Here is a 24517-nt window from a genome sequence, read left to right on the forward strand (position 1 = left end):
AGTAGCCTTAGTATATGAACGACGACGACCTGGACCCGAACGCGGTCGCCTCGGCCCTGCTCGCGAGCATCGGCGTACTGGTGCGGCGGGCCCGGCAGGTGCCGGTCGAGGGCGGGCTCACGATGCCCGAGCGGAGCGCCCTGTCACGGCTGGACCGTGCGGGCCCCACGACCTCCTCGGCGCTGGCCCGGGAGGCGCAGATCACCGCGCAGGCCATGGGGGCGACGCTCAACGCGCTGCGCACCCGCGGCCTGGTCGAGCGTCGCCCGGATCCGGACGACGGCCGGCGCGCGGTACTGACGGTGACCGACGCGGGCCGCCAGGCACTGCGGAACAAGCGCAACGCGCGGGCCGAACTCATCGCCCAAGCCCTCACCGGCGGCGCGTTCACCCCGACGGAGATGGAGCAACTCGCCGCGGCCGCACCCCTGTTGGAGCGACTGGCCCAACACCTCTGACGTCGACGGAGCCACGAGGAAGCAGACTGATGACGACAGATCCTCCCAAGACGCGCGCCCCGCGCCGCCCGGCCGCCGACGACCGGTACAAGTGGACGGCACTGACGAACACGACCGCCGCGGTCTTCATGTCCGCGCTGGACGGCTCCATCGTGCTGATCGCCCTGCCGACGATCTTCCGGGGCATCCATCTCGACCCGCTCGCGCCGGGCAACATCGCGTATCTGCTGTGGATGATCATGGGATACCGGCTGGTCCAGGCCGTGTTGGTGGTCACGGTGGGGCGGCTCGGCGACATGTACGGCCGGGTCCGGATCTACAACTCCGGGTTCGCGGTCTTCACCTTCGCCTCGGTCCTGCTGTCCTTCGACCCCTTCGACGGCGGCCGCGGAGCGATGTGGCTCATCGCCTGGCGGGTGCTCCAGGCCGTGGGCGGCTCGATGCTGACCGCGAACTCGGCCGCGATCCTCACCGACGCCTTCCCCGAGGAACAGCGCGGCTTCGCCCTCGGCATCAATCAAGTCGCCGCCCTGGGCGGGATGTTCATCGGTCTGGTCGCCGGCGGTCTGCTGTCGGCCTGGGACTGGCGGGCCGTGTTCTGGGTGAACGTGCCCATCGGCGTGTTCTTCACGGTGTGGGCGTACCGCACCCTGCGCGAGACAGCGAAGCACGACGGCGGCCGCATCGACTGGTGGGGCAACGTCACCTTCGCCGTGGGCCTCAGCGCCACCCTTATCGCGATCACCTTCGGCCTCCAGCCCTACGGCGGCCACACCATGGGCTGGACCAACCCGCTCGTCGACGTCCTGATAGCCGGCGGCCTGCTCCTCCTGGCGGCCTTCGTCGTCATCGAGAACCGTGCCTCGGCACCGATGATCCAGCTGAGCCTCTTCCGCCAACGGGCTTTCACCTTCGGCAACTTGGCGGGCCTGGCCATCTCGATCGGCCGGGGCGGAATGCAGTTCGTGCTGATCATCTGGCTCCAGGGCATCTGGCTCCCGCTGCACGGCTACGACTACGCCGACACTCCACTATGGGCCGGCATCTTCATGCTGCCGCTGACCGCGGGCTTCCTCGCGGCGGGTCCGGTCTCCGGGTATCTGTCGGACCGGATCGGTTCCCGGGGGCTGGCCACCGGCGGTGCGGCGCTGTTCGGCGCCACCTTCCTGGGCCTGATGTGCCTGCCGATCGACTTCGGTTACTGGATCTTCGCGGTGCTGATCGCGCTCAACGGGATCGCCAGCGGGATGTTCGCCTCCCCCAACTCCTCCTCGATCATGGGCAGTGTGCCCGCCCGGTTGCGCGGTGTCGCCTCCGGCATGCGCGCCACCTTCCAGAACTCCGGCACCGCCGTCTCCATCGGCGTGTTCTTCTCCCTGATGATCGCCGGGCTGGCCAGGAGCCTCCCGCACACGCTCACCGCGGGACTGCAACAGCAGGGCGTACCGGCCCACTTGGCCGCACAGGTCGGCGGGCTGCCCCCGGTCTCGTCCCTGTTCGCAGCGCAGCTGGGCGTCAACCCGGTCCAGCACCTGCTCCAGCCCAGCGGAGCCCTGACCCATCTGACGACGGCCCAGCAACACACCCTGACCGGAAGCGAGTTCTTCCCGAGCCTGATATCCGGGCCCTTCCACTCCGGTCTGGTCATCGTGTTCGCGTTCGGCGCCACCCTCGCCTTCCTCGCCGCGATCGCCTCCCTGCTGCGCGGTGCCGGCACCGGCCCCACGGCCAAGACCCGGGAACCGCGCAAGGCACCCACCGGCGAGACCCTCGCTCGACCGGACAGGTGAGTCGACAACCGAGCCCGCACCTCCTCATGTCCCCGCACCCAGCACCCACAGGAGAAGCAACTCCCATGCCACTGACCACAATCGACCCCAGGGCCGCGCTCGTCGTGGTCGACCTACAGAAGGGCATCGTCTCGGCCCTCACCGACGCCCCGGTCACGGCCGCCGTCAAGCAGGCGACCCGCCTGGCCACCGAGTTCCGGCGCCACGGCCTCCCCGTGATCCTGGTCAACGTCACCGGCCGCGCGCCGGGACGTACCGATACCTTCCAGTCCCCCAACACCACATCGCCGCCTGCCGGTTGGGCCGACCTCATCGACGAACTCGACGTACAACCGACCGTCCACCTGATCACCAAGCGGCGGCGCAGTGCGTTCCACGACACCGGACTCGACACGCTCCTACGGGACTTGGGCGTCACGCAGGTCGTGCTCACCGGCATCGCGACCGGTTCGGGCGTCGAGTCGACGGCACGCTCCGCCTCCGACCACGGCTATCACGTCGTCCTGGCCACCGACGCCATGGGCGATCCCGACCCCGACTCCCATCGCCACAGCGTCGAGCGCGTCTTCCCCAAGCTCGGCGAGACCGCGAGCACCGCCGAGGTCGTCGACATGGTGGAGGCGACGCGATGACCCTGCTGGGCCGACTCCTGAAGAACCGCAGAGCAGGCGAGACCCACACCGCGTGGAACCTACCCAACCTCCAAGGCCCCGACCAACTGACCCTCACCAGCCAGGACTTCGGCGACGGTGCCATCATGCCGCTGAAGAACTGCGCGAAGCAGATCGGCGGCGCCGACCTGTCCCCTCAGCTCGCCTGGACCCCGCTGCCGCCCGGCACCGCCCAACTCCTCCTGGTCGTAGAGGACATCGACGTCCCCATGGCCAAGCCGGCCGTGCACTGCCTCGCGCTGATCGACCCGTCGGCAGCCGAACAACTGGAACCCGGTGCCCTGGCCGCGCGGCATCCCGGCCCCGGGGTGCGGATCCTCCGGTCCACCATCGGACGGGGCTACCACGGTCCCGCGCCCATCAAGGGCCACGGCCCGCACCGTTACGTCTTCGAGCTGTTCGCCCTCTCAACTCCCTTGGACAGCGCGGCCACCACAACACCGATCGACCGGGTCCGACCCCGCGCCTTCCTGCCCACCATCAGCGCGCCCGTCCTCGGCCGGGGCCGACTGACCGGCGTCTACGAGCGCTGACCCGCGAAGCCGGACTGCTCTACCGCACGAGTGCGGCGGCACTCCGGTACGCCGCAGCGGCAGCGTCCCGTACCGGCAGCGCACGATGCGCGTCGGAGAGGATCTCCACACCCCAGGGACCACGGAAACCGGCCGTACGCAGCGCGGCGATGATCCCCGGCAGGTCGAACGAGCCCTCTCCGCACAGGCGTCGGCGATGCACGGTGTCCGCGAAGAGCGTGCCGACGACGTCGCTGTCGGCGTCGTTGAGCTCCACGCCCACGATCCGCGACCCGGGCACGTCCGCCAGGTCGGCCGGTGGGGTGTGGGCGCGCTCGACGTGCCAGGCGTCGATGATGAGGCCGCCCGCCGGATGGCCGGCGGCCTCGACGAGCCGTAGTCCGTCGTGCACGGTCCTGAGGTTGGACCAGGGCAGCGGTTCGACCCCGAGCCGGGCGCCCACCCCGTCGGCCTGGGCCGCCAGCACGGCGAACTCCTGGGCCCAGACGTCGAGTTCCCAGGGTTCGTCCGCCACGTCGGGGCCGATCTTGAAGGTGCGGGCGCCGAGCGCCTCGATGGCTCTCAGCATGCCGACCCGGACGGTGTCCGACGCGGCGCGCCGGGGTCCGTCGGCCCACCAGTCGGTCAGCAGCTCCAGTTCGACATGGCTGATCCCGTTGTCCTCGAAGAGGGACCGGATCCCGGCGATCCCGTACGCGCGCTCGGCCTCCACCAGGTCCGCGTACAGCAGCCCGAAGGCGGTGAATCCGGCGTCCCGCGCCGCTTCCACCCGTTCCCGCAGGTCGAGCGGACTGCGCTGGTCCTCCTGGTCGGGAGCGGCGTCACCTGCCGTCGTCCAGCAGGTGGCCAGGAATTCGGCAGCGGTCACTTCTGGTCCCCGAATTCGTCAAGTACCGCGTCAACCATCAGGTATCAGGCGCCAGCCCCGTATACGACTGCTGCTACGCGACGCCGCGCAGCACCGAGCGCAGGTGCTCGGCGCTGGCCCACACGTCCTCGACGGGTCCCTTCGTGGTGGGCTCCTCGGTGAGGATGGTGTCCTGTTCGAGGACGTACCAGCCGTCGTAGCCGCGGGCGCTGAGGTGGGTGACGATGGCCTGGACGTCCACGTCACCCGCGCCGAGCGGGCGGTACATGCCCCTGCGCACGGCGTCGGTGTAACTGAGCTGTCCGTCCTGGACCTTGGCGGCGAGGGAGGCGTCCACGTCCTTCATGTGGGTGTGGGCGATGCGCTCGGGGGCCTGCCGGGTGAGCTCGGCGGGGTCGGTGCCTCCGATGAGGAGGTGGCCGGTGTCGAGGCAGAGGGAGATCGCCGAGTGCTCCAGGACGCGCTGGACCTCGTCGCCGTTCTCGATCATCGTGCCGACGTGCGGGTGCAGGACGGCGCGTACACCGCGTTCGGCGGCCAGCGAGGCGAGCCGGTCGAGGTTGGACAGCAGCAACTTCCAGCCGTCGGCGTCGAGTTCGGGCCGGGAGTCGTAGCCGTCCTGGCCGGTGACGGCCGACAGGACGAGGACCTCCGCCTTCGAGGCGTCGTAGCCCTCCAGGAGCTGTTCGGCCTCGGGCAGCGGGTCGTGTCCGGGCACGTGCAGCAGCAGCGGGGTGAAGCCGCCGACGGCGTGCAGGTCGTGGTCGGCGAGCGTGCGGGCCATGGCGTCCGGTGCGCTGGGCAGGAAGCCCTCGGGGCCGAACTCGGTGGCGGCCAGGCCGACTTCGCGCATCTCGTTCAGTACGCGCTCGGGTGTCAACTGGTAGCCCCAGCCGGGTACTTCGCACACGCCCCAGGAGATGGGAGCGCCGGCGATCCTGTTCAGGGGGGACGTGGTCATGCTGTGGCCTTTCCGAGCTTCCGGTGGGGGTGGGCGACCGCGGCCGGCGGCGTGACGTCCGGGGTCCGGCTCTCCGCCGACGACGCTTCTTGCCATCGGCGTGCGACGAGCGGTTCCACAGGCGCCATCGCCTTCTCCCTCAACCTCAAGAGACCACCAAAGCTGAAGCGGTACCGATCAGCCGGCGGCCAGGCCGTTCACACGGGCGCAACGCTAGACCGGGTACCGGGCAACATTGAAGGGGTGGAATCCATCATTAACCCGTCATCGCATACATCTTTTTTCCATCATCCGTGCCGCCACCGGTACATTCGCCCGGGATCACGGACCGCACGCGGTGAAAGGGGTGCGGTCTCATGACAGATCGCGAGGTTCCGTCTCGCGTGGTGGACGCTGAGCGCATCGCCTCAAAGCTGGGCTTCGCGCTGAGCTGTATCCCCGAGGTGGGCAGACTGCTCAAGGTGGCCACGGCCTCGAAACCCCACGGAGTCGTCGCGGAGAGCGGCACCGGCTCGGGTGTGGGTACCGCCTGGCTGCACAGCGGACTCGGCACCGGTGCCCGTCTGATCACCGTAGAACGGGATGCGGAACTGGCCCGACGCGCGGCCGGTCTCTTCGCGGACGACGATCGCGTCGACGTCCTCACCGGGGACTGGCGGCTGCTGGAGCGGCACGCCCCCTTCGACGTCTTCTTCTGCGACGGCGGAGGCAAGCGCGACGACCCCGAGCGAGTCGTCTCGCTGCTCGCCCCCGGTGGCCTCCTCGTCCTGGACGACTTCACCCCGTCGCCCCACTGGCCGCCACGGTTCGACGACGAAGTGGATGAGCTACGCCTGTTCTACCTGACCCATCCGTCCCTCGACGCCACGGAGATGCTCACAACACCGTCCACTTCAGCGGTAGTTGCTGCCCGCCGCCCCTGACGGTTACCGGGGCGGCTGCTTCAGGAACAGCGCCAGTCCGGTGAGGAGCCGGTCGACGTCCTCGACGCTGGTGTAGGGCGCGAGCCCGATACGCAGGCCACCGGAGTCGCCGAGACCGAGCCGCCGGGAGACCTCGATGGCGTAGAAGGAGCCAGAGGGCGCGTACACGTCACGTTCCGCCAGGAAACGGGAGGCGTCCTGCGTGCCCTGCGCGCCGAAGGCCTCGTCCAGGGTCAGGAGCACAGTGGGCGTGCGGTCGGCCGCCTTCGAGTGGACGGTGACCCCGTCCAGCGCGGCGAGCCCCTGGTCGATACGCGTACGCAGGGTCTCCTCGTGCTGGTGAAGCGCGGCGAGGCTCGCTGTCAGCCGCCGGCGACGGCTGCCGACGGCGTCCGTGTCGAGACGGGCGAGGACGTCGACCGCAGTGCCCGTCCCGGCGAGCAACTCGTAGGGCAGGGTGCCGAGTTCGAAGCGCTCCGGAACCGCGTCGGAGGACGGCAGCAGCTTGTCCGGTCGCAGGGTTTCGAGCAGCTCGGGCCGGGCGGCGAGGACGCCGTGGTGCGGGCCGAGGAACTTGTACGGCGAGCACACGAAGAAGTCGGCGCCGAGTTCGCCGATGTCGACGAGGGCGTGCGCGGTGTAGTGAACCCCGTCGACGTACACCAGGGCCCCTACCCCATGAGCCAGCCGGGATATCTCACTGATCGCGGGCCGGGTGCCGATCAGGTTGGAGGCGGCGGTGACGGCGACCAGCCGGGTGCGGTCGGACAGGGCGGCGCGGAGGTGGTCCGGGGTGAGTTCGCCGGTCGCGGGATCGAAGTCCGCCCAGCGAACAACGGCGCCGACCCGCTCGGCGGCCTGGATCCAGGGGCGGATGTTGGCATCGTGGTCGAGCCGGGTGACGACGACCTCGTCTCCGGGCGACCAGCTCGCGGCAAGGGTGCGGGAGAAGTCGTAGGTGAGCTGGGTGGCACTACGCCCGAAGACGATCCCCGAGGCCTCCGCCCCAAGAAGATCGGCCATGGCCTCGCGCGCCCCGGTGACGATCGCATCGGCGTTGCGCTCCCCCGCGGTCACTTGCCCACGGTTCGAAAGCGGGTTAGCCAGCGCCTCCGTGATGGCCTCGATGACCGGCCGCGGCGTCTGTGTACCACCGGGACCGTCGAAATGGGCAGGCCCGCCGCTCAGGGCGGGGAACAGGGCGCGCAGGGCGCTGATGTCGTAGGCCACGGAAGTGAACTCCTGTCGATGCCGTGTACGGGCCTCGGGGCCCCGGGTGTCCACGACGATCATCGGACATCGAGGTGATTCGGGGCAGTGGGGGAACTGTGCCAACATGCGGCTCCGCCGCACGGACGCACCCTCGGAGACCGACGAAGCCCAGTCTTTCAGGGCCGCGGGAAGGAGACCGGCGAAGCCAGGTCTTCCAGGGGCGCGGGGAACTGCGCGACCAGCCCCCACCGACCCGCACCCACAAGACGACCCAACCCCTCAACGCCCCACCCGCCGCGGCAACAACCCGATCTCCTGCGCCCGCAACACCGTACTCACGCGATCCCGCGTGCCCAGCTTCCGGTACAAGCCCTCGACGTGCTTGTGGACCGTACGCACGGAAATGCCCAGGCGGTGGGCAATCGCCGAGGCCGTGAGCGCGTCGGCGAGCAGCAGCAGGACGGTGACCTGGCGAGGGGTGAGCCGGGAGTCCGCTGTCGCCTCCGGCACCTCAGCCGGTGCCGACGCCGCACGCATGCGTTCGAGGAGTTGTCGCTGCTGCTCCACGCCCGCCAGCAGCGGCTGCACCTGCTCGGCAGCCCGCACATGGTCCTCGGTGAAGTCGCCGCCGGCACGGTAGACGAGGCACCCGGTGACCGGGGTGGTCGTGCCAGGGAGAGGTATCGCCAGGACATGGTCGGCGTTCATCAACCGGCTGATCGTCCCCGCGGTGCGGCTCCGCGCCCACCCCCTCCCGGCCATCCGGCGCGCGGTCCCGGGACGGCGGACGGCGCCGGCCGTGGCGTAGTGGTCCGCGAAGGGGTAACCCCGACGCAGCACCGCCATCGACTCGTCCCCGATGTCGTCGATCCGCCCGAGATGCGCCGCGGCGCCGGGCGAGAGCCCCATCGACCCGGCCCGGTCCGTCCACTCGCCGAGTTTGTAGATCAGCGCCTCGCCACCGCACAGCGCCGGCAGCGCCGCGGCGACCATCGGCCACAACCGCTCGGGTTCCCGTTCGTGCAGAGCCGCCACCGCGACCGCGAGCATGCGTTCATACGCCCCGGCCGGCCCGCCGCCCGTCATACGCCCTCACGATCCCGCGTGTGTCACGTCCACGTACGCACGGCCTCACGTACGTACTTCTCCCCATACCACCACGGCCATCGCACCCGGCAGAATTCACAGCGCTCCGGCAGCGCCTGCGACCGTATGGATCAAGGGAGTTGACGGTACGGATCCGCCTGCGCGGGGGACAGGCGGATTTCCGCCGTTCCGGGGTCAAGCGCCCGGGACGGGGAACAGCAGGCAACTGCTCGTGGCGTGCGCGAGCAACCGGTCCTTCTCGTCGAACAGTTGGGCCTGGGCGAGCGCGGTACGCCGTCCGCCGTTCAGCACGGTCCCTACGGCGCGGACGCGCCCGGTGTCGGCGGTGACCGGGCGCAGGAACTTCACTGTCAGGTCGAGCGACGTGTAGCCCATGCCCTGCGGCAACGTGGACTGCACCGCGCAGCCGGCCGCGGAGTCGAGCAACGTGGCGTAGACCCCGCCGTGCACGCTGCCGATGGGGTTGTAGTGCTCCTCCCCCGGTATCAGCGAGAACACCGCGTGCCCGTGCTCCACCTCGTCGAGCGTGAAGTTCAGGGTGGCCCCGATGGGCGGCGCGGGCAGCCGCCCGCCGATCAGTTCCCGCAGGAATTCCAGACCCGTGGACTGGCCTACGGCGGCTGCCGAGACCCCCGGGTCCTCCCACTCGTACGTGCGTGACCGTCCCATACCGCGCTACCTCCCAGGCTGGCTTCCCAAAAAGAAGCTAGATCTCCGTGTAGCTGACTGTCAATGACAGAGCCAGGTGGCTAGGCTGGCGGGCATGGAATGGCTCGACGTGAGCACGGAGAACTGCCCGGTCCAGAGCACGCTCGATCTCGTCGGCGAGAAGTGGACCCTGCTGATCCTGCGGGACGCGTTCATCAGGGTCCGGCGTTTCGACGACTTCCGGCGCCATCTCGGACTCTCGGACGCGGTCCTCGCCGACCGGCTCCGCAAGCTGGTCGCGGCCGGGATCCTGACGACCGTGCCCTACCAGCAGGCGGGGAGCCGGACCCGGCACGAGTACCGGCTGACGAGCAAGGGCCGCGATCTGTGGCCGATTCTCATGGCCCTGCGGCAGTGGGGCGAGGCCTACGCCGCCGACCCCGAGGGGCCGGTTCTCGACGTACGGCACACCGAGTGCGGCGCGCCGGTCCGCGTGGTGGTGGAGTGCGACGGGCCGCACGGCGCGTTGCAGCCGACGGAGGTCACGGCCGCTCCCGGACCGGCGGCCCGACCCGTACGAACTCTGCTAGCGGAGTGAGTGCCTGCGCGAACCGGCGCCGACCGTGAGCGAGGTGCCGTCGCCCCGGTGGACGGTGGCCGTGGTGAACAGCGGTGCGCTGCGCAGGAGTTGGGCGGTGCCGGGGACCTCGGGGTAGAGGCCGAGGCTCGCCCACACCGCCCAGGACGACATGGCGCCGAGGTCGTCGTTGCCGACGAGTCCCCCGGGGGCGTCGGTGAACAGCGTGGACAGGGCGCGCTGGGTGACGGCCCCGGCGCGGTCGGCGTGGCCGACGTAGGTGTAGGCCCAAGGGGTCCCGAACGAGGGCTCGTTGCCGAGGTAGGCGTAGGGCTGATCGGCACCCGCGTTCAGGCTGCTGAAGAAGGTGTCGAGGCGAGCGGTGACGGCTGCGTCGCCACCCATCGCCGCGAACAGGCCGGGCAGGTCCTGCGGGACCATCCACGTGTACTGGGCCGCGTTGCCCTCCACGTACTCCGTCTTCTGAGCCGGGGTGAAGGCCGGCCAGGTGCCGTCGGCGGCGCGGGGCTGGATGTAGCCGGTGGCGGGGTTGAAGAGGTTGCGCCAGTTCCCGGAGGCCCGCAGCAGGGTGTCGTACGCCGTCAAGTCTCCGAGGCGGTGGGCGAGTTGGGCGAGCGCGTAGTCCGCGACGGCGTATTCGAGGGTGGTGGACACCGAGCCCCAGACACCCTTGGTGCCGGCTGGGACGTAGCCGAGGGAGTCGTACTGCTCGTGTCCGGGGCGCTGGCGGTTGTCCTGGCGGTCCGCGAGGGCCGTGCGCAGCAGGGTGGCGGCGTCGAAGTCGGTGCCGCCGAAGGCGTGGATCGCGGACGCGATGGCGGGCAGCGGGTCGCCGACCATGACGCCGCTGCCGCCGTTCGCGAGGGTCCAACGGTCGAAGTAGCCGGCTTGGAGGCCCTGGTTGAGGACGGACTGCGCGATGTCGGAGGCCTCGCGCGGGGCGAGCAGCGCCAGCAGCTGGACCTGGCAGCGGTAGACGTCCCAGCCGGAGAAGTTCGCGTACTGGACGTGTCCGGCGAGGGTGCGGTGGACGATCCCGTCCATGCCGGTGTAGCGGCCGTCGGCGTCGCTGAAGACGCTGGGGTGCAGGAGGGCGTGGTAGAGGGCGGTGTAGAAGACCCGGCGCTGGGCGTCCGTGCCGCCGCCGACGGTGACGCGGTTGAGCCACCCGTTCCAGTCGTCGCGCACGGTCTGCCGGATCGTGTCGTACGACCGCGCCTTCTGCTCGGTGAGTGCGTTGCGGCGGGCGCCCTCGACGTCGACGAAGGAGATGCCGACCCGGGCGGTCACCGTGCGCACGCCGGGGGCGAAGGTGACCATGGCCGCGCCCGCTCTGCCGTCGGGGTGCGTGGTCTGGGCGAAGGGCTGGTCGAAGGTGGCGTGGAAGTAGAGCCGGTAGCGGTTCTTGGCCTTGCAGAAGGCGCCGCTGTCGCTGTACCCGGAGAGCGTGTCGGTCCCGATGTCGACGGATCCGGTGGCCGCGGTGAACGCCTTGGCCGCGTCGATGCTCACGGCGGCGGGGCGGGTGTCGCTCGCCGGGTAGGTGAAGCGGGCGATGCCCGAGCGCTGGGTGGTGGTGAGGTCGGTACCGATGCCGTTGTCGAAGGTGACGTGGTAACTGCCGGGCGCCGCCTGCTCGTTGGCGTGCGAGAACGTGGAGTACGCCGGCGGTACGGCGTCCTGCGTGGGCATGAAGGGGACGTTGCCGTAGGCGGCGCAGCCCGCTCCGGAGATGTGCGCCAGGCTGAAACCGCGGATGCGGTTGTCGCCGTAGGAGTAGCCGCCGTGCTGGTACGTCACCGTGTCGGGGCTCCACTGCATCCCGCCGAGCGGTGCCGAGGCGCCCGGGAACGTGTTGCCCGCGCCGCCGCCGTGGCCGAAGTCGGGGCCACCGGGGGCGGTGCCGACGAACGAGTTGACGTACCGCGCGAGATCGTCGACGGCCCGGGGCCGGGACGTCCCGTCGGCCCGGACCGGGGCGGCGGCGGCCGCTCCGGACGCCACGAGCACCGAGGCCGCCAGGGCGGCCCGAAACAGGGGAAGTCGCACCACGTTTCTCCAGCCAGACAGGGAACCCGCCGCCCGCGCGGCGCCGGACCGCGAGTGTCCCCAACCCGGCCCCACCTGCCGTGCCGCCACACCGTCCGGCCGCGAGGACCAGCCGGTCGGGTCATCACTCCGCCGGCTGTCGCCATGACCGAGAGGGTGCGAAAACGGCGTGGTGCGGGCGGCGGAACGTCTGTGAGCATGGGGGCCTACACGATGGGGGCGGCTGATGCGACAGGTTCGGCTGGTGCGCGGGGCGTTGACTGCGGCGCTGCTCGGGGTGACGGCGGTCGGGTGTTCGGGCTCCGGGAGCGCGCAGTCCGCCGAGACGGGGCATACGACGACCGCGTCCCCGCCCGCCTCCGCCGTGACGCAGAGCTCCGGCGGCGGCCAGGACTCGTGGCGTGCCTGGACCAAGGATCTGTCCGGCTCGGAGGGCGTACAGGTCTGCGGCGCTACGGCCCACCAGGTCGTGTGTGCCACCGGCGCGGACGGTTTCGTCGGGCGGTCCCATACCGACGGCTCGGTCAGTTGGGCCGTGCCAGCCACCACCGCAGGCAAGAATCTCGGACTCGTCGTGGACAAGGCCGACGAACGCGCGGTGACCAGCGGCGGTCGCACCCTGCGCGCCGCGAACCTGCGCACCGGCAAGGCGGCCTGGTCCCACCAACTACCCGCCGCCCGCGTGTACACCGGGTTCGTCGCGTCGGAGGGAGTCGTCTACGCGCTCGACGCGTGGAGCAGTGTCTACCGCGAGGCGAACGTCGCACTCGGCGCCTACCGGGAGTCCGACGGTACGACGCTGTGGCACCGGACCGTCGACGCCGACCGCCATGAGAGCCCGGCCGCGTTCGACGGGCGCGTCTACACGACCGACTCCTCGAAGGTCACGGCGCGCGACGGCCGTAACGGCGACGCGCTCGCGACCACCACCTCCGGCACGAAGTGTCCGCACCTCATCGCCGGCGGCCACTACCTCGTGTGCTCGGGCGTCTCGTACTCGGCCGAGGACACCTTTCCGCCCCTCCAGCGGCTCGACCCGGGCGACCTCCGACCGCTCAGCACCGCCGAGGACAGCGGCCAGAAGCCCGAGCGCGCTCTGATCTCGGCCGACGGTGTGCTGATGCTCTTCGAGGTCGGTGCGGAGGATTCCAGCGTCGGGGACTGGACCGCCTACGACCTCAACCACCCGAAGAAACTGTGGAGTTACTACACGACCTCGGACGAAGCCGGCCTGGTCGGCGGGCGGTTCCTGACCTTCACTCCCCGCAACGACCGCGCCACCCGGGGACACCTGATCAGCATCGACCTGCATGCCGGACCGCACGCGAAGGGTGATGCCGCACCGCGCATGGCACCGGCCTACCCGGAGACCGTGGGCAGCGCGTACCCGGCGTTCGTCCTGCCGGGAGGCGACCCGGACCACGTCGTCATCGAGACGATGGTCCATCACATCCTGCGGTCGCTGCCGCTTCCCTAGGAACAGATGCCCCGGGAACGGAACAGGATGACGGGTGGCACGGTGATCGACCACGAAGAGGCGGGGGCCGTACGGCCGTTGACGCTGGCCTGGGTGAGCCGGCAGCTGGACGTCGGTGAGCGGGTCGTCGGAACGGAGGCGCTGCACGGCGGGATCACCGCCGAGATGCGGCAGTTGACCATCGGTACACGGGACGGGGGTACGCGTCGCCTGGTGCTGCGGAGCTTCGTCGACCCGTACTTCGTGGAGCACGCCGAGGACCTGCTGAACCGCGAGGCCGACTCCCTCGCTCTGCTGACGGGGACCGATGTGACGGTTCCTGGGCTGGTCGCGGTCGATGCGACCGCCGAACAGTGCGAATACCCGTCGCTCCTCATGTCACATCTCCCGGGCCGGACGGTCCTCGATGACAAGGAGTTGGAGGCGCGCGTCCCGCTGTTGGCCCGTCAACTCGTGACGATCCACGCGGTGCGGCCTGCTGATCGGCCCCAGGTGTACAAGGCGTGGACGACCGCCGACGCCGTCGTCCCTCCGCTTGGCGCCGAACAAGTGGCATGGGCCGCGGCGGCCGACGTGATCCGCAAGCCCGCGCCCCGGTATGAAGGGCGTTTCCTGCACCGGGACTTCCAACCCGGCAATGTGCTGTTCGACGTGTCGCCCTCAAGCACGGCAGGTCCCCGCATCACGGGGGTCGTCGACTGGGTACAGACCTCCTGGGGGCCGCCGGACCTCGATGTGGCGCACTGCTCCAGCAACTTGGCCCTGCTCCACGGCCCGGCCTGGGGTCTGCGGTTCGCCGAGGCGTACGAGGAGGCCGGTGGGGTATTGGCCGCGACCGCGAACGAACGGTTGTACTGGAGGTTGCTGGACGCGCTGGCGTTCGCGGCCGATGCGGAGTGGGTGGCGCGGCCGTGGCGCAGGGCGGGGAGGGCGGAGCTGACGACGCGGGCCGTGGAAGAACGGCTGGATGCCTACGTCGCCGCTCTGCTGGACGCGCCGGGCTGAGTCGACGTTGTCCGGCGCGGGGTCGGGGCAGGCTTCAACGTCCTCCACCTGAACGCTTCCTGACGGACCATCTGTTGCTGTTCAGCCCTGGCACCGCTCACCTCTGTTCAGTCCCGCCGGCCGGCCCGGACGACTCGGTCGATGACTCTCTCGCCCCGCTCCGGCCGCTCCGCGAACCAGTTGCCGAGGTGCTCCCGGACGGCCTCCGCGACGCACACCCGCACATCGGTGTTGCCCAGCAACGTGCGTGTGGCGCCGAGGTATTCGGGTTGGTCGAGCTTCACCGAGACGACCGCAGTGAGGTCCTCGACGATCAAGTTGGCGCGGGCATCGAGGTCGGACGCGGTCGGCAACCCCCGTTCCCGTGCGAACTCGGTGACCGCCGCCACCACTCCGTCGCGGAAGCCGTCCAGGTGCGTGCCGCCCTCGTGAGTGGCCAGGCTGTTGGCGAAGCCGCGTATCCGCGCGCCGCTGGAGTATCCCCACAGCAGCGCCACCTCCATCGTCCCCGCCATTCTCTCGTCCTCCCGCTCGAAGCCGAAGACGTCCGCACGGGGGCACGCCCCCGCTTCCGCGTCCAGGGCGGCCACGAAGTCCCGTACTCCGTCCGGGAATTGGAACAGCACCTTTCGCGGCCCGTCCGCCGGGCGTTCGTCGGTCAGCGAGATGGCCAGACCCCGGTTGAGGAAGGCCAGTTGCCGGAACCGTTCCGCCAGCACGGGGAACGAGCACCATGTCGTCTCGAAGATCTCGGTGTCGGGCCAGAAGGAGATGGTCGTCCCGCTTCCGGTCGCCAAGCCCACGCCTCCGGTCAACGGCCCCACTGTGTCGGGCAGTTCGACCTCGACACCGCGCGCGTACTCCTTGACCCACCTGGTCCCCTCGCCCCACACCTCGGCCGTCAGCCGACTCGACAGAGCGTTGGCGACGAAGAGCCCCAACCGGAAGGGCGCAATGACCGTAGCGCGCCGGCCAATTGGCCCGGACCCGACGTGCAGACTGGTCAATTCCCCTTCGAGTTCAGGGACGTTGCCCCCTCCACTCCCCGCCCCGTCGTCGGCGACCCGCACGCCGCCGTCGGACGTGAGCGTGACGTCGGCGGAGCCGGCGCGGCCTGCCAGGACCTCGCTCACGGCCCGGTCGACCACCTCCAACACGAGGTGGTACAGGCCGCGTTCACCGGTCGAGCCGACGTACATCCCGGGCCGCTTCCGAACGACTTCCCGGCCCTCCAGCACCTTGATGTGAGCAGCGTCGTACTTCATGCCTTCCGTACTCACGAAGACCCCTCCCCTGACTTTCGGTTGATCACCTCAGCGTAGGTTAAATCGATGAAAACACCAGGTCAGAGCTGTTTCTCCGAGGCCGCAGACGGGTGGGTGAAGGCGTGCCGGGAAGCGGGCGGCGCAGCCGTCGCGCACCACACCCGGAACACGTCCGAGGGCCAGCCGAAGCCGCGTACGGCCCCGTTCCGGGCGCCCCTGGGGGCCTCAATTCCGGTGTATGGCAAGCAAGTCGGGGAGGTGGGCCGGATGCGGTGAACGATGGCGTGGATACGACACGAATGACGTTCAGTCGCTCGATGCGCGGACCGGCAGCTTCGCGATGTCCTTGAGGAGGGGTCGGCAGCGGGAGAACTCGTCGCGGCCCACCGTGAGTCGGCGTCCCCCGGCGGTGATGGCGTACGTGGTGGGAAAGATCGGGTTCCTGGACACTCGCCGGACCTCGGTGACATCGCGCCAGGCACAGACCCTCTCGCTGCCCGCGCCGTATGTCTCGACCACGCCGCCCTCGAAGTGGACGATGCCGCCCTCGGAATTCCGCCACACGACGCGGGCGGCGAGCAACATACCGACGAGCACCACCAGGCAGATGACGGCCCCCGCATACGTCTTGCCGGACACACCGTCGTCGACGGTGTCGATCACGACGACGGGCATCAGGAAGGCCACGAAACCGCAGCCCGACACCGCGAGGACCCACGCGCCGAACCGGGAACGGCCGTAGACGGCCTTCAGCTCGCCGAGCCCGGCCTCCTCGGCGGCACACACCGCCGCGACCCGTGTCTCCTGGTTCATCCTCGACATCGCGCCCCCGCCAACCGGAATGGACATCAGTCCGTCTTCGACCCGCCTTCACCGTCGCACGGCGGAAATACCCCACCGGCGCCCGGCCAACCGGAGACGCGGAAGCGTACGGGGACCACGGCCGTCGCACCTCACTGCGCCTACGGCGCCGTCAGGGCGGCCAGTTCCGAGTCGAAGAACAGCTCCGGATCGAACCCCATGCCCGTGAAGTGGCCCGCGAGTTCCAGGGACAGGACGCCGTGCAGACGGGTCCAGAAGGTCAGGGCGCGGTGGAGGGCCGCGGGTGGGGCGGGGTGCTCGCCCGCCCAGTGCCGGTGGGCTCTCAGGTCGACCTCGAACGGTGTCTCGGGACCGTCGGCGGGCAGTTCCGTGCTCGCGTCCAGCAGGGTCGCCATGATCTCGGCCGCGATGCCGGTGATGTCCTCGGGCGCGTGATAGCCGGGGACGGGTGTGCCGTAGATGAGGAAGTAGCGCTGGGGGTCGTCCAGGGCCCAGCCGCGCAGGGCGTGGGCGAGGCCCGGCAGGTCGGCGCCGGAGGCTGCGGCCGCGCGGCAGGTGTCGGCGAGGCTGCGGTAGGCGTCCCGGATGAGTTCGGTGATCAGGTCGTCGCGGCTGGCGAAGTACCGGTAGAGGGCGGGCCCGCTCATACCCATCCGCTTGGCGATCGCGTTGAGGGAGAGCGCGGAGGCGCCCGCCGTGGCGATCTGCTCCCGCGCGTGTTCCTTGACCTCCGCGCGCACCTGGTCGCGATAGCGCTCGCGTGGGGTCTTCGTGCCCGTTTCCGCCATGACCGGCCGCCTTCCGCTCCCACTCGACTACATGTTCACGCTTCAGTTAGAAGCTATCACGATCGCTATTGACGACCCCCTCTCGCGTGAGTTACAACTTATAACGAACACGAGAGCCACTAGCCCATACGGATCGCAGTGGAGGTCACCATGAACAGCACGGACAACACGAACCACTTGGACAACACCACCGACGCACTCGTCGAGGTCGTCCTGCCGGGCAAGGTGGAGCCGGAGGGCCTGGAGGTCCGGCACGGGGCCGTTCCCGTCGCGGGTCCCGGCCAGGTCGTGGTCCGGATGGAGGCGACCGGGGTCTCCTTCGCCGAGCAGCAGATGCGCCGCGGCAAGTACTACGACCAGCCTCCGTTCCCGTTCGTCCCCGGCTACGACCTGGTCGGCACCGTCCAGAGCACCGGCGCGGGCGTCGACCCCGGCCTGGCCGGCATCCGGGTGGCCGCCCTGGTCAAGGTCGGCGGCTGGGCCAGCCATGTGCTGGTCGACGCGGCCGACGTGGTGCCGGTGCCCGAGGGAATCGGCGCGGCCGAGGCCGAGACCGTGGTCGTCAACGGCATCACCGCCTGGCAGATGCTGCACCGCAAGGCCCGCGTCCGCGCCGGCCAGACGATCCTGGTGCACGGCGCGAACGGCGGCGTCGGCACCGTCCTGGTCCAACTCGCCCAGGCCGCGGGGGTGAACGTGATCGGCACGGCGTCCCCGCGCCACCACGACGCGCTGCGCGAGCAGGGTGTCGAGCCCATCGACTACCGCACCCCGGACCTGGCGGCCCGCGTCCGCGAGCTCTCCCCGCGCGGTGTGGACGCCGTCTTCGACCACGTCGGCGGCCCCAGCGTCGTCCGGTCCTGGCACCTCCTCGCCCCCGGCGGCACGCTCGTCTCCTACGGCAGCGCCTCCACCCGTGACGACGAGGGCTCCAAGCAGCTGCCCGTACTCAAGATCCTGGGCCGGGTCTGGGTGTGGAACGCGCTGCCGAACGGCCGCCACGCCTACTTCTTCAACGTCTGGGCCGGCCGCGCCCTGAGCAAGAACAAGTTCCGCGCCCAGCTGAGTGCCGACCTGACCCAGGTGTTCGCGGCCCTCAAGCGCGGTGAGGTCAACGCGCAGATCGCGGCCCAACTCCCGCTCGCCCGCGTCTCGGACGCCCTGCGCCTGGCCGAGTCCGGCACGGTCGCCGGCAAGGTCGTCCTGACGCCGTGACGTACCCGTCCCCCTCTCTCCCCCGCCCAGCCCGGAAGGACCTGCCGTGACCACCGTTCCGCCCGCCCGCGCACCCCGACGTCACCGTGCCCGACTGCTCGTCCCGGCGGCGCTCGCCGCCCTGGTCTGCACGGCCATGACCGCCACCGCCTCGGACGCGTCACCGAAATCCCCCTCGCCGACGGCGATCACGACCGTCCGGAGCCACCACGAGGGCGCGCAGCGGCCGAAGGCGATGCTCGACGACTGGCTCCGGCTCTGGAACGGCGACTACAAGCGGGCACCGGGCATCATCTCCCCCGTCTTCCGGGTCCACGCCGCGCTTCTCGACGGGGGTGACGGCAGCTCGATCCGGGGAGTCGACGGACTGGTCGCGTGGATCAAGCAGACACGCGCGGCGTTCCCGGATCTACGCTTCACCGAGCAGGTCGCCCCGCTGATCGACGGCCACTACGCGTCCATACGGTGGACGGCGACCGGGACCTACGCCGGCGGCTTCCCCGGCGCCGAGGCCGAGCCCGGGACCGTGGTCACGTTCACCGGCACCGACACACTCCGGATGCGGGACGGCAGGTTCGTGGAGTACTGGGTCAACACCGACACCCTCCAACTCCTCACCCAGCTCAAAGCGTTGTGACACCCGGGCAGCTGTCAGGCACCCCAGGCCTCGACATGCGCGAGCACATAGTCGGCCAGCTCGACCGGCTGGAGGTTGACGGCCGCCACGGCCGGACGGCTCAGCGCGACCCGGACCGGTTCGAAGTCGCCGGTGTCGGGGTCGTCGAGTTCGGGACCGTGCCGGCGGTCCAGGTCCATGTGCAGCAGGTCGGCGAGGAAGTAGTGCTGGACGACGGTGCTCGTCCCGCGCGGCTCGGTCAGGGTCAGGAACTCGGTGGCGGGTCCGATCGTGGCCCCGATCTCCTCCATCGCCTCGCGCCGCAGTGCCGCGTCGAGGTCCGCGTCCTCGGGCTCCACGCTCCCGCCGACAGTCGTGCAGTACGGATCACCGCCGGGCCAGCCGCGCTTCAGGAACACCAGATGACCGTCGTCGAGCAGTACGACACGCGCCTTGTGACGAACCCTCATGACTCAACGGTAGTGGGCGGACCGGGAGTTGGCCCCCGAAGTCGGCAAGCCCCGCGCTCGCACGGAGCGCGAGGCGTGAAGTCCCGTACTACACCGTGGCCTTGAGGATCACCTCGATGTTGCCGCGGGTGGCATTGGAGTACGGGCACACCTCGTGCGTCGACTTCACCAACTGGTCGGCGGTGGACTGCTCCAGGCCGGGCAGGTGCGCGGTGAGCGACACGGCGAGGGTGAACCCGCCGGCGTCCAGGGTGAGCAGGCTGACCTTCGACCGGACGGTGGAGGCGCCCATTTGGACGCCCCCAACACGGCCCGGCTGGTGTCCCTGGACGCGCACACCCGGGACCTGTACGAGGGCAGCAGCCGGACGATCCCCGGCTGGCCGCGCTGACCGGTGAACAGGCCATGAAGAGCCAGGAGTTCGCGTCGATGTGGTCCGAGCACCGGGTCCGGAAGTGGGACCTCGCCACGTACCGCATGTGCCATCCGCTCGTCGGCCGGATGCGGCTCAACCTCCACACGCTGGACGTCCCGCAGGAGGAGGACCGGCGCATCGTCGTCGCGACCGCCGACTCCGGTACGGCGTCGGAGGCGGCGCTGCGCCTTCTCGCTCAGGCGACCGTGGCGGCCGCGGAGCGTCGCCGAGATGGCCGACGCGACAAGCACGGGCAAACCGTCAAGCATCACCCTCGCACAGACACGCGACTCTCGTTCATAGCTACGAACTTGGCTCCGGGTGGGTGTCCTCGGCGCCGAACCTCTGATAGTTAACTTTCCTATCAGTTCGGCGGTACGACCAACTCCCCACCCCCCACCACCCTTTGGAGTCCCCGTGGTCCACCCGTTCCACGATTCTGCGATCTCCGAGCCGACGAGCCCCTCGCGTCGGTCGCTCCTCGCGCTCATCGGCGTGTCGCTCGCGGCAGCACCTCTGCTGCGCGCTCCGCAGGCCTCGGCAGCCCCCTCGTCCGCCGCGGCGATCGGCCTCGACGACCCGGCGAAGAAGGAGATCGCCATGAAGCTGGTGTCGAGCGCGGAGAACTCCTCGCTCGACTGGAAGGCGCAGTACAAGTACATCGAGGACATAGGCGACGGCCGCGGCTACACCGCCGGCATCATCGGCTTCTGCTCCGGCACCGGCGACATGCTCGACCTGGTCCAGCTCTACGCGACCCGCAAGCCCGGCAACGTCCTCGCCAAGTACCTCCCCGCGCTCCGCAACGTCAACGGCACCGATTCGCACTCCGGACTGGACCCGAACTTCCCCAAGGACTGGCGCACGGCGGCCCAGGACACGGTGTTCCAGCAGGCGCAGAACGACGAACGCGACCGCGTGTACTTCAACCCCGCCGTCAGCCAGGGAAAGACCGACGGGCTGCGCGTGCTGGGCCAGTTCACGTACTACGACGCCATCGTCATGCACGGCGACGGCGACGACCCCACCAGCTTCCGCAACATCCGCGCCCGCGCCCTGCGTTCGGCCAAGCCGCCGGCCCAGGGCGGCAACGAGACGACGTACCTCAACGCGTTCCTCGACGCCCGTGTGTGGGCCATGCAGCAGGAGGAGGCCCACAGCGACACCACCCGCGTCGACACCGAACAGCGCGTCTTCCTCCGCAACGGCAACTTCGACCTCAACACGCCGCTGAACTGGAAGGTCTACGGAGACAGCTACACCATCAACTGACCGGTCCTGCCGCCCGGTCGGGAGGCGACTCGGCGGACAGTGCGGCGCCAGGACTCGCGGGTACGGGTCCCGGCGCCGCTGCCGTCTCCCTCCGACCCGGCCACCGTCACGCACCCACCTGAGGTCATGCCCGCCGCGCATCGCCCCATGCGACACAGGACTTGGACACCCGTGCGAGCCCTTCCTAGCGTGGTCCGTGAGCCCGTCGTCATCGGCCGCCGGGGCGACCCGAACCGACCTGGGGGATCTCCACTGTGCGTGTTTTCGTTGCGGGCGCGACCGGTTACATCGGCTCCGCCGTCGTCCGTGAACTTCTCGGCGCAGGACACCAGGTCCTCGGCCTCGCCCGTTCGGAGCGGGCCGCCGGCACGTTGACGCGCTCCGGCGTCGACGTGCACCGCGGCGACATCGACGACGCCGACAGCCTGCGCGCCGGAGCCGCGGCGGCCGACGGTGTCGTCTACGCCGCGAACCAGCACATCTCCGAGACCACCGACCCGGCCGCCCGCGCGAAGGCCGAGCTGAACGCGGTCGAGGCGATCGGCACGAAGCTGGCGGGCACGGGCAAGCCCTTCGTGGTCACTTCGGGGGTCATCGGCCGCACACCGGGCGACCTGCTCACCGAAGAGACCCCCGCCGTCGCCAACCCCGTCACGGCCCTGCGGCTCCAGGTGGAGCTGTCCGTCCTGGCGGCGGGCGAGCGCGGAGTGCGGTCGTCCTCGGTACGGCTGGCCCCGACCGTGCACGGCCCGGGGGACACGCGCGGGTTCATCTCGACGCTCATCGACGTCGCTCGTACGACGGGTGTCTCCGCCTTCGTCGGCGACGGGTCGAACCGGTGGCCGGCGGTCCACCGACGTGACGCGGCGACGCTGTACCGACTGGCCCTGGAATCCGCCCCGGCCGGCACGCCCCTCCACGCGGTCGCCGAAGAAGGGGTGCCGTTCGGGGACATCGCGCGGGCCATCGGCCGTCAGCTGGGAGTCCCCACCGTGAGTCTCACTCCCGAGGAGGCGGGCGGGCACTTCGCCGGTTTCCTCGCCCCACTGGCCGCGCTCGACAACCCGGCGTCGAGCGCCCTGACGCGGCAGCGCACGGGGTGGAACCCGACACACCCCGCGCTGGTCCCGGACATCGAACAGGGCCATTATTTCGGGGAGTTCAGCGCGGGACACCGATCCGGTCCGGAGTGAGGCGAGAGCCCGGCCGAAGTCCCCTGTGTCCTGCGGCGGCCAGCAGCTCGTGGGCCTCGACTCGGCTGCGGTGGACGCGTTGTCCGGCATCGCCGTGCGGAGCGTCCGCCGTGTCGGCGAGGGCCGCCGCCAGCTTGGCCCTGCCCTGGCTCAGCCTGCTGCGCACGGTGCCGACCGGAATCCCGCAGACCTCGGCGATCCGCTCGTACGAGGTGCCCCCGGTGGCGAAGTACCGCAGGACCAACGGCATGCGCAGCGCCGGGGAGAGTTCCTCCAGGGCCTGCCAGACCCAGTCGCGCAGCGCGTTCCGCTCCAGCCACTGCTCCGGGCCCATGTGCGTTGATCGCAGGGGCAGTTCGCCCACCGGCCGGACCACGACCGCCTCCCGCAACACCACTCGACAGGTATTGCGCACGATCGCCCGCAGCCAGGCGCCCACCGCCTCCGGATCACGTACGTCCCCGATCCGCAGCAGCGCCGTCAGCGCCGCATCCTGCATCACGTCGTCGGCGTCCGCGCCCGGCCCCAGGATGCTCACCGCCACGGCGCGCATCCCCGCCCGGTGTCGCTCCAACAGCAGCCCCAGCGCGGCGACTTCACCTGCCTGGGCCGCACGCGTCAGCTGCGCGTCCTCCGTGCGTGCCACCCCCTCGGCGTCCCCCATCATGAGTCCCTCTCGGCACCTGGTCACGACTGTTCGGGGCACCCTGACGAGAGCCGTCCTCCGAACCCGGGCGTTCGGGCCCGGAGGACGGCTCACCGTTCACGGCTTCGGCAGGGTGCGGTGTGTCAGGCGTCCGCCAGCCAACTGCCATGGAATCCGGCGGGTACCCGGCGAGGCAGGTGGATGGTGGCCACCGGCTCCTGGGTGAGGTTGTCGGCGTCGAGGACGACCAGGTCGCTGCGGTCGGTCGAGGCGTCGTAGACGTAGGTCATGAGCCAGCCGGGACCGCCCGGTTGATCGTCGGCGGGAGCGAAGGCCGCCTCGCCCGGGAAGCGTCCGGGAGCGAAGTAGTGGCTGGCGACGCTCGACTTGCGGAGGTCGTACCGGTGGATCGCGGCACGTGACTCGTTCGGGTCGTACTGCGGGAGTTCCGGAACGGGTGCCGCGGTGGCGTGGCCGAAGTCGGCGGGCAGGCCCGCGAGTCGGTCGTCGATGCGGGGGAACTCCCCCGGATGGTCGTCCAGTTGCTCCTCGCTGATCGCGCCGGTGGTGAGATCGATGGTCCACCGCCACAGGTGCGCCGCCGTCGCCACGGTGACGCCGTCCCGCAGGGACGGGTACCGCATGCCGAGCAGGACGAGACTCCGACCCTCGTTCTCCTCATAGGAGTTGAGGGTGTGGAAGACATAGCAGGGGTCGATGTCAAACCAGCGGATGTCGCCGTACGGGTCGTCCCTGCGCAGTACGCCGAGCCTGGCTCCATAGGTGTCGGACCAGACGTACGGCATACCGCCGTCCGGATCCATGGCCCGCTCGATGCTGAACACGGCGGGCAGGTCCATGAAGACGACGTGGTTCCGGGTGAGGTAGAAGTCGTGCATCATCGTGTGCGCCGGCACGTCGATAGGACGGCTGACGGTCAACTCGCCGTCGGCGTCGGCACGGTGATAGGTGAGGTAGGGCGCCGACAGACCGCCGTACCCGTAGAAGTGCAACTCCCCTGTGACCGGGCAGGTCTTGGGGTGGGCGGTCATCGGGGTGCGCAGGCGGCCGTCGAAGTCGTAGGGGCCGACGGTGTCGAGTTCGCGGCCCGCCTCGCAGCTCAACTCCTGCGGGAAGGACGTCTCGACGAGGGCGAGGGTGCGGCCCGCGTGCCGGATGACGTGGGTGTTGGCGACGCCCGCTGCGAGGTTCATCTCGCCGTCGCGGCCGTAGACCTGGGCGCCCGTTTCGAGGGTGGGGGTGCGGACCCAGCGGTTGCGGTACGAGGTGGCCTTGCCGGCGTCGAGGCGGACGCCGTGCACCATCCCGTCGCCGGTGAACCAGTGGGCCGAGGTGGCCTCGTGCGGGTTGGGGCCGTTGCGCAGGTACCAGCCGGTGAGTTCCGGCGGTATGGCTCCGGTGACCGCGAGTTCGGTGACGGTGATCTCGTCGGGGACCGGGGCGAAGTTGCCGGCCAGGTGCGGAGGCGGTGGGGTCTTGTCCGTACTCATGGGG

General features: G+C 70.3%; 26 protein-coding genes. 13 read left to right on the plus strand and 13 right to left on the minus strand.

Annotated features, from left to right (window positions below; all coding sequences use genetic code 11):
• Positions 1–14 precede the first annotated feature (14 nt).
• The 4 genes from OG194_RS02050 (at position 15) to OG194_RS02065 (ending at position 3452) form a co-directional block, all read left to right on the plus strand.
• Positions 15–458, plus strand: a complete 444-nt coding sequence (locus OG194_RS02050) for a MarR family winged helix-turn-helix transcriptional regulator (RefSeq protein ID WP_327399056.1) — start codon at positions 15–17, stop codon at positions 456–458.
• Positions 459–487: 29 nt separating this feature from the next.
• Positions 488–2248: an MFS transporter gene (locus OG194_RS02055; RefSeq protein ID WP_327399057.1), complete on the plus strand. Its 1761-nt coding sequence runs from the start codon at positions 488–490 to the stop codon at positions 2246–2248.
• A 65-nt stretch (positions 2249–2313) separates the two neighbouring features.
• The gene (locus OG194_RS02060) at positions 2314–2880 is read left to right on the plus strand and encodes an isochorismatase family cysteine hydrolase (protein ID WP_327399058.1); all 567 of its coding nucleotides are present in this window, start codon (positions 2314–2316) and stop codon (positions 2878–2880) included.
• Positions 2877–3452: a YbhB/YbcL family Raf kinase inhibitor-like protein gene (locus OG194_RS02065; RefSeq protein WP_327399059.1), complete on the plus strand. Its 576-nt coding sequence runs from the start codon at positions 2877–2879 to the stop codon at positions 3450–3452. The genes OG194_RS02060 and OG194_RS02065 overlap by 4 nt, the downstream gene beginning before the upstream one ends.
• Positions 3453–3471: 19 nt before the next feature.
• Here the strand turns inward: OG194_RS02065 and OG194_RS02070 are convergent, their stop codons facing one another.
• A complete protein-coding gene (locus tag OG194_RS02070) occupies positions 3472–4320 on the minus strand; it encodes a sugar phosphate isomerase/epimerase family protein (protein ID WP_327399060.1) in 849 nt (282 codons plus the stop codon).
• A gap of 73 nt (positions 4321–4393) precedes the next feature.
• Positions 4394–5281: a sugar phosphate isomerase/epimerase family protein gene (locus OG194_RS02075; RefSeq protein WP_327399061.1), complete on the minus strand. Its 888-nt coding sequence runs from the start codon at positions 5279–5281 to the stop codon at positions 4394–4396.
• A 356-nt stretch (positions 5282–5637) separates the two neighbouring features.
• Between OG194_RS02075 and OG194_RS02080 the strand changes: the two genes are divergently transcribed.
• Positions 5638–6204: an O-methyltransferase gene (locus tag OG194_RS02080; RefSeq protein ID WP_327399062.1), complete on the plus strand. Its 567-nt coding sequence runs from the start codon at positions 5638–5640 to the stop codon at positions 6202–6204.
• Positions 6205–6207: 3 nt separating this feature from the next.
• Here the strand turns inward: OG194_RS02080 and OG194_RS02085 are convergent, their stop codons facing one another.
• From OG194_RS02085 to OG194_RS02095, 3 genes are all read right to left on the minus strand, one after another.
• Entirely contained in the window at positions 6208–7434 is a 1227-nt protein-coding gene (locus OG194_RS02085; RefSeq protein ID WP_327399063.1) for a cysteine desulfurase-like protein, read from the minus strand.
• A 261-nt stretch (positions 7435–7695) separates the two neighbouring features.
• Positions 7696–8502, minus strand: coding sequence for a helix-turn-helix transcriptional regulator (locus OG194_RS02090; RefSeq protein ID WP_327399064.1), 807 nt, complete (start codon positions 8500–8502; stop codon positions 7696–7698).
• A gap of 195 nt (positions 8503–8697) precedes the next feature.
• Positions 8698–9192: a PaaI family thioesterase gene (locus tag OG194_RS02095; RefSeq protein WP_327399065.1), complete on the minus strand. Its 495-nt coding sequence runs from the start codon at positions 9190–9192 to the stop codon at positions 8698–8700.
• 94 nt (positions 9193–9286) lie between these two features.
• Here OG194_RS02095 and OG194_RS02100 point away from each other — a divergent pair, with 94 nt between their 5' ends.
• Positions 9287–9769 (plus strand): winged helix-turn-helix transcriptional regulator, encoded by a 483-nt coding sequence (locus OG194_RS02100; protein WP_327399066.1) that lies wholly within the window; start codon positions 9287–9289, stop codon positions 9767–9769.
• On the opposite strand, the gene OG194_RS02105 is transcribed toward OG194_RS02100, so the two are convergent.
• Positions 9758–11818, minus strand: a complete 2061-nt coding sequence (locus OG194_RS02105; protein WP_327399067.1) for a GH92 family glycosyl hydrolase — start codon at positions 11816–11818, stop codon at positions 9758–9760. The two genes, OG194_RS02100 and OG194_RS02105, sit on opposite strands and share 12 nt — an antisense overlap.
• Positions 11819–12044: 226 nt before the next feature.
• Here OG194_RS02105 and OG194_RS02110 point away from each other — a divergent pair, with 226 nt between their 5' ends.
• Both OG194_RS02110 and OG194_RS02115 read left to right on the plus strand, forming a co-directional pair.
• A complete protein-coding gene (locus OG194_RS02110; protein WP_327399068.1) occupies positions 12045–13295 on the plus strand; it encodes an outer membrane protein assembly factor BamB family protein in 1251 nt (416 codons plus the stop codon).
• Between the two features lie 27 nt (positions 13296–13322).
• Positions 13323–14300, plus strand: coding sequence for a phosphotransferase family protein (locus OG194_RS02115; protein WP_327399069.1), 978 nt, complete (start codon positions 13323–13325; stop codon positions 14298–14300).
• A gap of 107 nt (positions 14301–14407) precedes the next feature.
• On the opposite strand, the gene OG194_RS02120 is transcribed toward OG194_RS02115, so the two are convergent.
• The 3 genes from OG194_RS02120 to OG194_RS02130 form a co-directional block, all read right to left on the minus strand.
• On the minus strand, positions 14408–15580 hold the full coding sequence (locus OG194_RS02120; RefSeq protein WP_327399070.1) for a DNA gyrase subunit B: 1173 nt from the start codon (positions 15578–15580) through the stop codon (positions 14408–14410).
• Positions 15581–15871: 291 nt separating this feature from the next.
• Entirely contained in the window at positions 15872–16378 is a 507-nt protein-coding gene (locus OG194_RS02125) for a hypothetical protein (RefSeq protein ID WP_327399071.1), read from the minus strand.
• Between the two features lie 149 nt (positions 16379–16527).
• Positions 16528–17175 (minus strand): TetR/AcrR family transcriptional regulator, encoded by a 648-nt coding sequence (locus OG194_RS02130; RefSeq protein WP_327399072.1) that lies wholly within the window; start codon positions 17173–17175, stop codon positions 16528–16530.
• 150 nt (positions 17176–17325) lie between these two features.
• On the opposite strand from OG194_RS02130, the gene OG194_RS02135 reads away from it, so the two are divergent.
• On the plus strand, positions 17326–18390 hold the full coding sequence (locus OG194_RS02135) for a medium chain dehydrogenase/reductase family protein (protein WP_327399073.1): 1065 nt from the start codon (positions 17326–17328) through the stop codon (positions 18388–18390).
• Positions 18391–18436: 46 nt separating this feature from the next.
• Positions 18437–19027: an ester cyclase gene (locus tag OG194_RS02140; protein ID WP_327399074.1), complete on the plus strand. Its 591-nt coding sequence runs from the start codon at positions 18437–18439 to the stop codon at positions 19025–19027.
• A 14-nt stretch (positions 19028–19041) separates the two neighbouring features.
• On the opposite strand, the gene OG194_RS02145 is transcribed toward OG194_RS02140, so the two are convergent.
• Both OG194_RS02145 and OG194_RS02150 read right to left on the minus strand, forming a co-directional pair.
• A complete protein-coding gene (locus OG194_RS02145; RefSeq protein WP_327399075.1) occupies positions 19042–19476 on the minus strand; it encodes an NUDIX hydrolase in 435 nt (144 codons plus the stop codon).
• A gap of 88 nt (positions 19477–19564) precedes the next feature.
• Entirely contained in the window at positions 19565–19768 is a 204-nt protein-coding gene (locus tag OG194_RS02150; RefSeq protein WP_327399076.1) for a hypothetical protein, read from the minus strand.
• Between the two features lie 113 nt (positions 19769–19881).
• Between OG194_RS02150 and OG194_RS02155 the strand changes: the two genes are divergently transcribed.
• From OG194_RS02155 to OG194_RS02165, 3 genes are all read left to right on the plus strand, one after another.
• Positions 19882–20247, plus strand: coding sequence for an MmyB family transcriptional regulator (locus tag OG194_RS02155; RefSeq protein ID WP_327399077.1), 366 nt, complete (start codon positions 19882–19884; stop codon positions 20245–20247).
• Between the two features lie 61 nt (positions 20248–20308).
• Entirely contained in the window at positions 20309–21163 is an 855-nt protein-coding gene (locus OG194_RS02160) for a chitosanase (RefSeq protein ID WP_327399078.1), read from the plus strand.
• A gap of 254 nt (positions 21164–21417) precedes the next feature.
• Positions 21418–22356 carry an SDR family oxidoreductase gene (locus OG194_RS02165; RefSeq protein ID WP_327399079.1) on the plus strand — a complete coding sequence of 313 codons (939 nt, stop codon included), beginning with the start codon at positions 21418–21420 and terminating at the stop codon, positions 22354–22356.
• On the opposite strand, the gene OG194_RS02170 is transcribed toward OG194_RS02165, so the two are convergent.
• Together OG194_RS02170 and OG194_RS02175 are read right to left on the minus strand one after the other, a co-directional pair.
• On the minus strand, positions 22325–23020 hold the full coding sequence (locus OG194_RS02170; RefSeq protein ID WP_327399080.1) for an RNA polymerase sigma factor: 696 nt from the start codon (positions 23018–23020) through the stop codon (positions 22325–22327). The two genes, OG194_RS02165 and OG194_RS02170, sit on opposite strands and share 32 nt — an antisense overlap.
• Positions 23021–23145: 125 nt before the next feature.
• The gene (locus OG194_RS02175; protein ID WP_327399081.1) at positions 23146–24513 is read right to left on the minus strand and encodes a carotenoid oxygenase family protein; all 1368 of its coding nucleotides are present in this window, start codon (positions 24511–24513) and stop codon (positions 23146–23148) included.
• Between the last annotated feature and the right edge of the window lie 4 nt (positions 24514–24517).

Origin of the sequence: Streptomyces sp. NBC_01288 (assembly GCF_035982055.1) — a bacterium.
Taxonomy (GTDB): domain Bacteria; phylum Actinomycetota; class Actinomycetes; order Streptomycetales; family Streptomycetaceae; genus Streptomyces.

Excerpts from the sequence above, each read along its gene's own strand:
- OG194_RS02050 (WP_327399056.1), top strand. The coding sequence starts at position 15 with ATGAACGACGACGACCTGGACCCGAACGCGGTCGCCTCGGCCCTGCTC.
- OG194_RS02080 (WP_327399062.1), top strand. The coding sequence starts at position 5,638 with ATGACAGATCGCGAGGTTCCGTCTCGCGTGGTGGACGCTGAGCGCATC.
- OG194_RS02150 (WP_327399076.1), bottom strand. The coding sequence starts at position 19,768 with ATGGGCGCCTCCACCGTCCGGTCGAAGGTCAGCCTGCTCACCCTGGAC.
- OG194_RS02075 (WP_327399061.1), bottom strand. The coding sequence starts at position 5,281 with ATGACCACGTCCCCCCTGAACAGGATCGCCGGCGCTCCCATCTCCTGG.
- OG194_RS02115 (WP_327399069.1), top strand. The coding sequence starts at position 13,323 with ATGACGGGTGGCACGGTGATCGACCACGAAGAGGCGGGGGCCGTACGG.
- OG194_RS02130 (WP_327399072.1), bottom strand. The coding sequence starts at position 17,175 with ATGGCGGAAACGGGCACGAAGACCCCACGCGAGCGCTATCGCGACCAG.
- OG194_RS02060 (WP_327399058.1), top strand. The coding sequence starts at position 2,314 with ATGCCACTGACCACAATCGACCCCAGGGCCGCGCTCGTCGTGGTCGAC.
- OG194_RS02110 (WP_327399068.1), top strand. The coding sequence starts at position 12,045 with ATGCGACAGGTTCGGCTGGTGCGCGGGGCGTTGACTGCGGCGCTGCTC.
- OG194_RS02125 (WP_327399071.1), bottom strand. The coding sequence starts at position 16,378 with ATGAACCAGGAGACACGGGTCGCGGCGGTGTGTGCCGCCGAGGAGGCC.
- OG194_RS02170 (WP_327399080.1), bottom strand. The coding sequence starts at position 23,020 with ATGGGGGACGCCGAGGGGGTGGCACGCACGGAGGACGCGCAGCTGACG.
- OG194_RS02175 (WP_327399081.1), bottom strand. The coding sequence starts at position 24,513 with ATGAGTACGGACAAGACCCCACCGCCTCCGCACCTGGCCGGCAACTTC.
- OG194_RS02065 (WP_327399059.1), top strand. The coding sequence starts at position 2,877 with ATGACCCTGCTGGGCCGACTCCTGAAGAACCGCAGAGCAGGCGAGACC.
- OG194_RS02145 (WP_327399075.1), bottom strand. The coding sequence starts at position 19,476 with ATGAGGGTTCGTCACAAGGCGCGTGTCGTACTGCTCGACGACGGTCAT.
- OG194_RS02055 (WP_327399057.1), top strand. The coding sequence starts at position 488 with ATGACGACAGATCCTCCCAAGACGCGCGCCCCGCGCCGCCCGGCCGCC.
- OG194_RS02095 (WP_327399065.1), bottom strand. The coding sequence starts at position 9,192 with ATGGGACGGTCACGCACGTACGAGTGGGAGGACCCGGGGGTCTCGGCA.
- OG194_RS02090 (WP_327399064.1), bottom strand. The coding sequence starts at position 8,502 with ATGACGGGCGGCGGGCCGGCCGGGGCGTATGAACGCATGCTCGCGGTC.
- OG194_RS02100 (WP_327399066.1), top strand. The coding sequence starts at position 9,287 with ATGGAATGGCTCGACGTGAGCACGGAGAACTGCCCGGTCCAGAGCACG.
- OG194_RS02155 (WP_327399077.1), top strand. The coding sequence starts at position 19,882 with ATGAAGAGCCAGGAGTTCGCGTCGATGTGGTCCGAGCACCGGGTCCGG.
- OG194_RS02135 (WP_327399073.1), top strand. The coding sequence starts at position 17,326 with ATGAACAGCACGGACAACACGAACCACTTGGACAACACCACCGACGCA.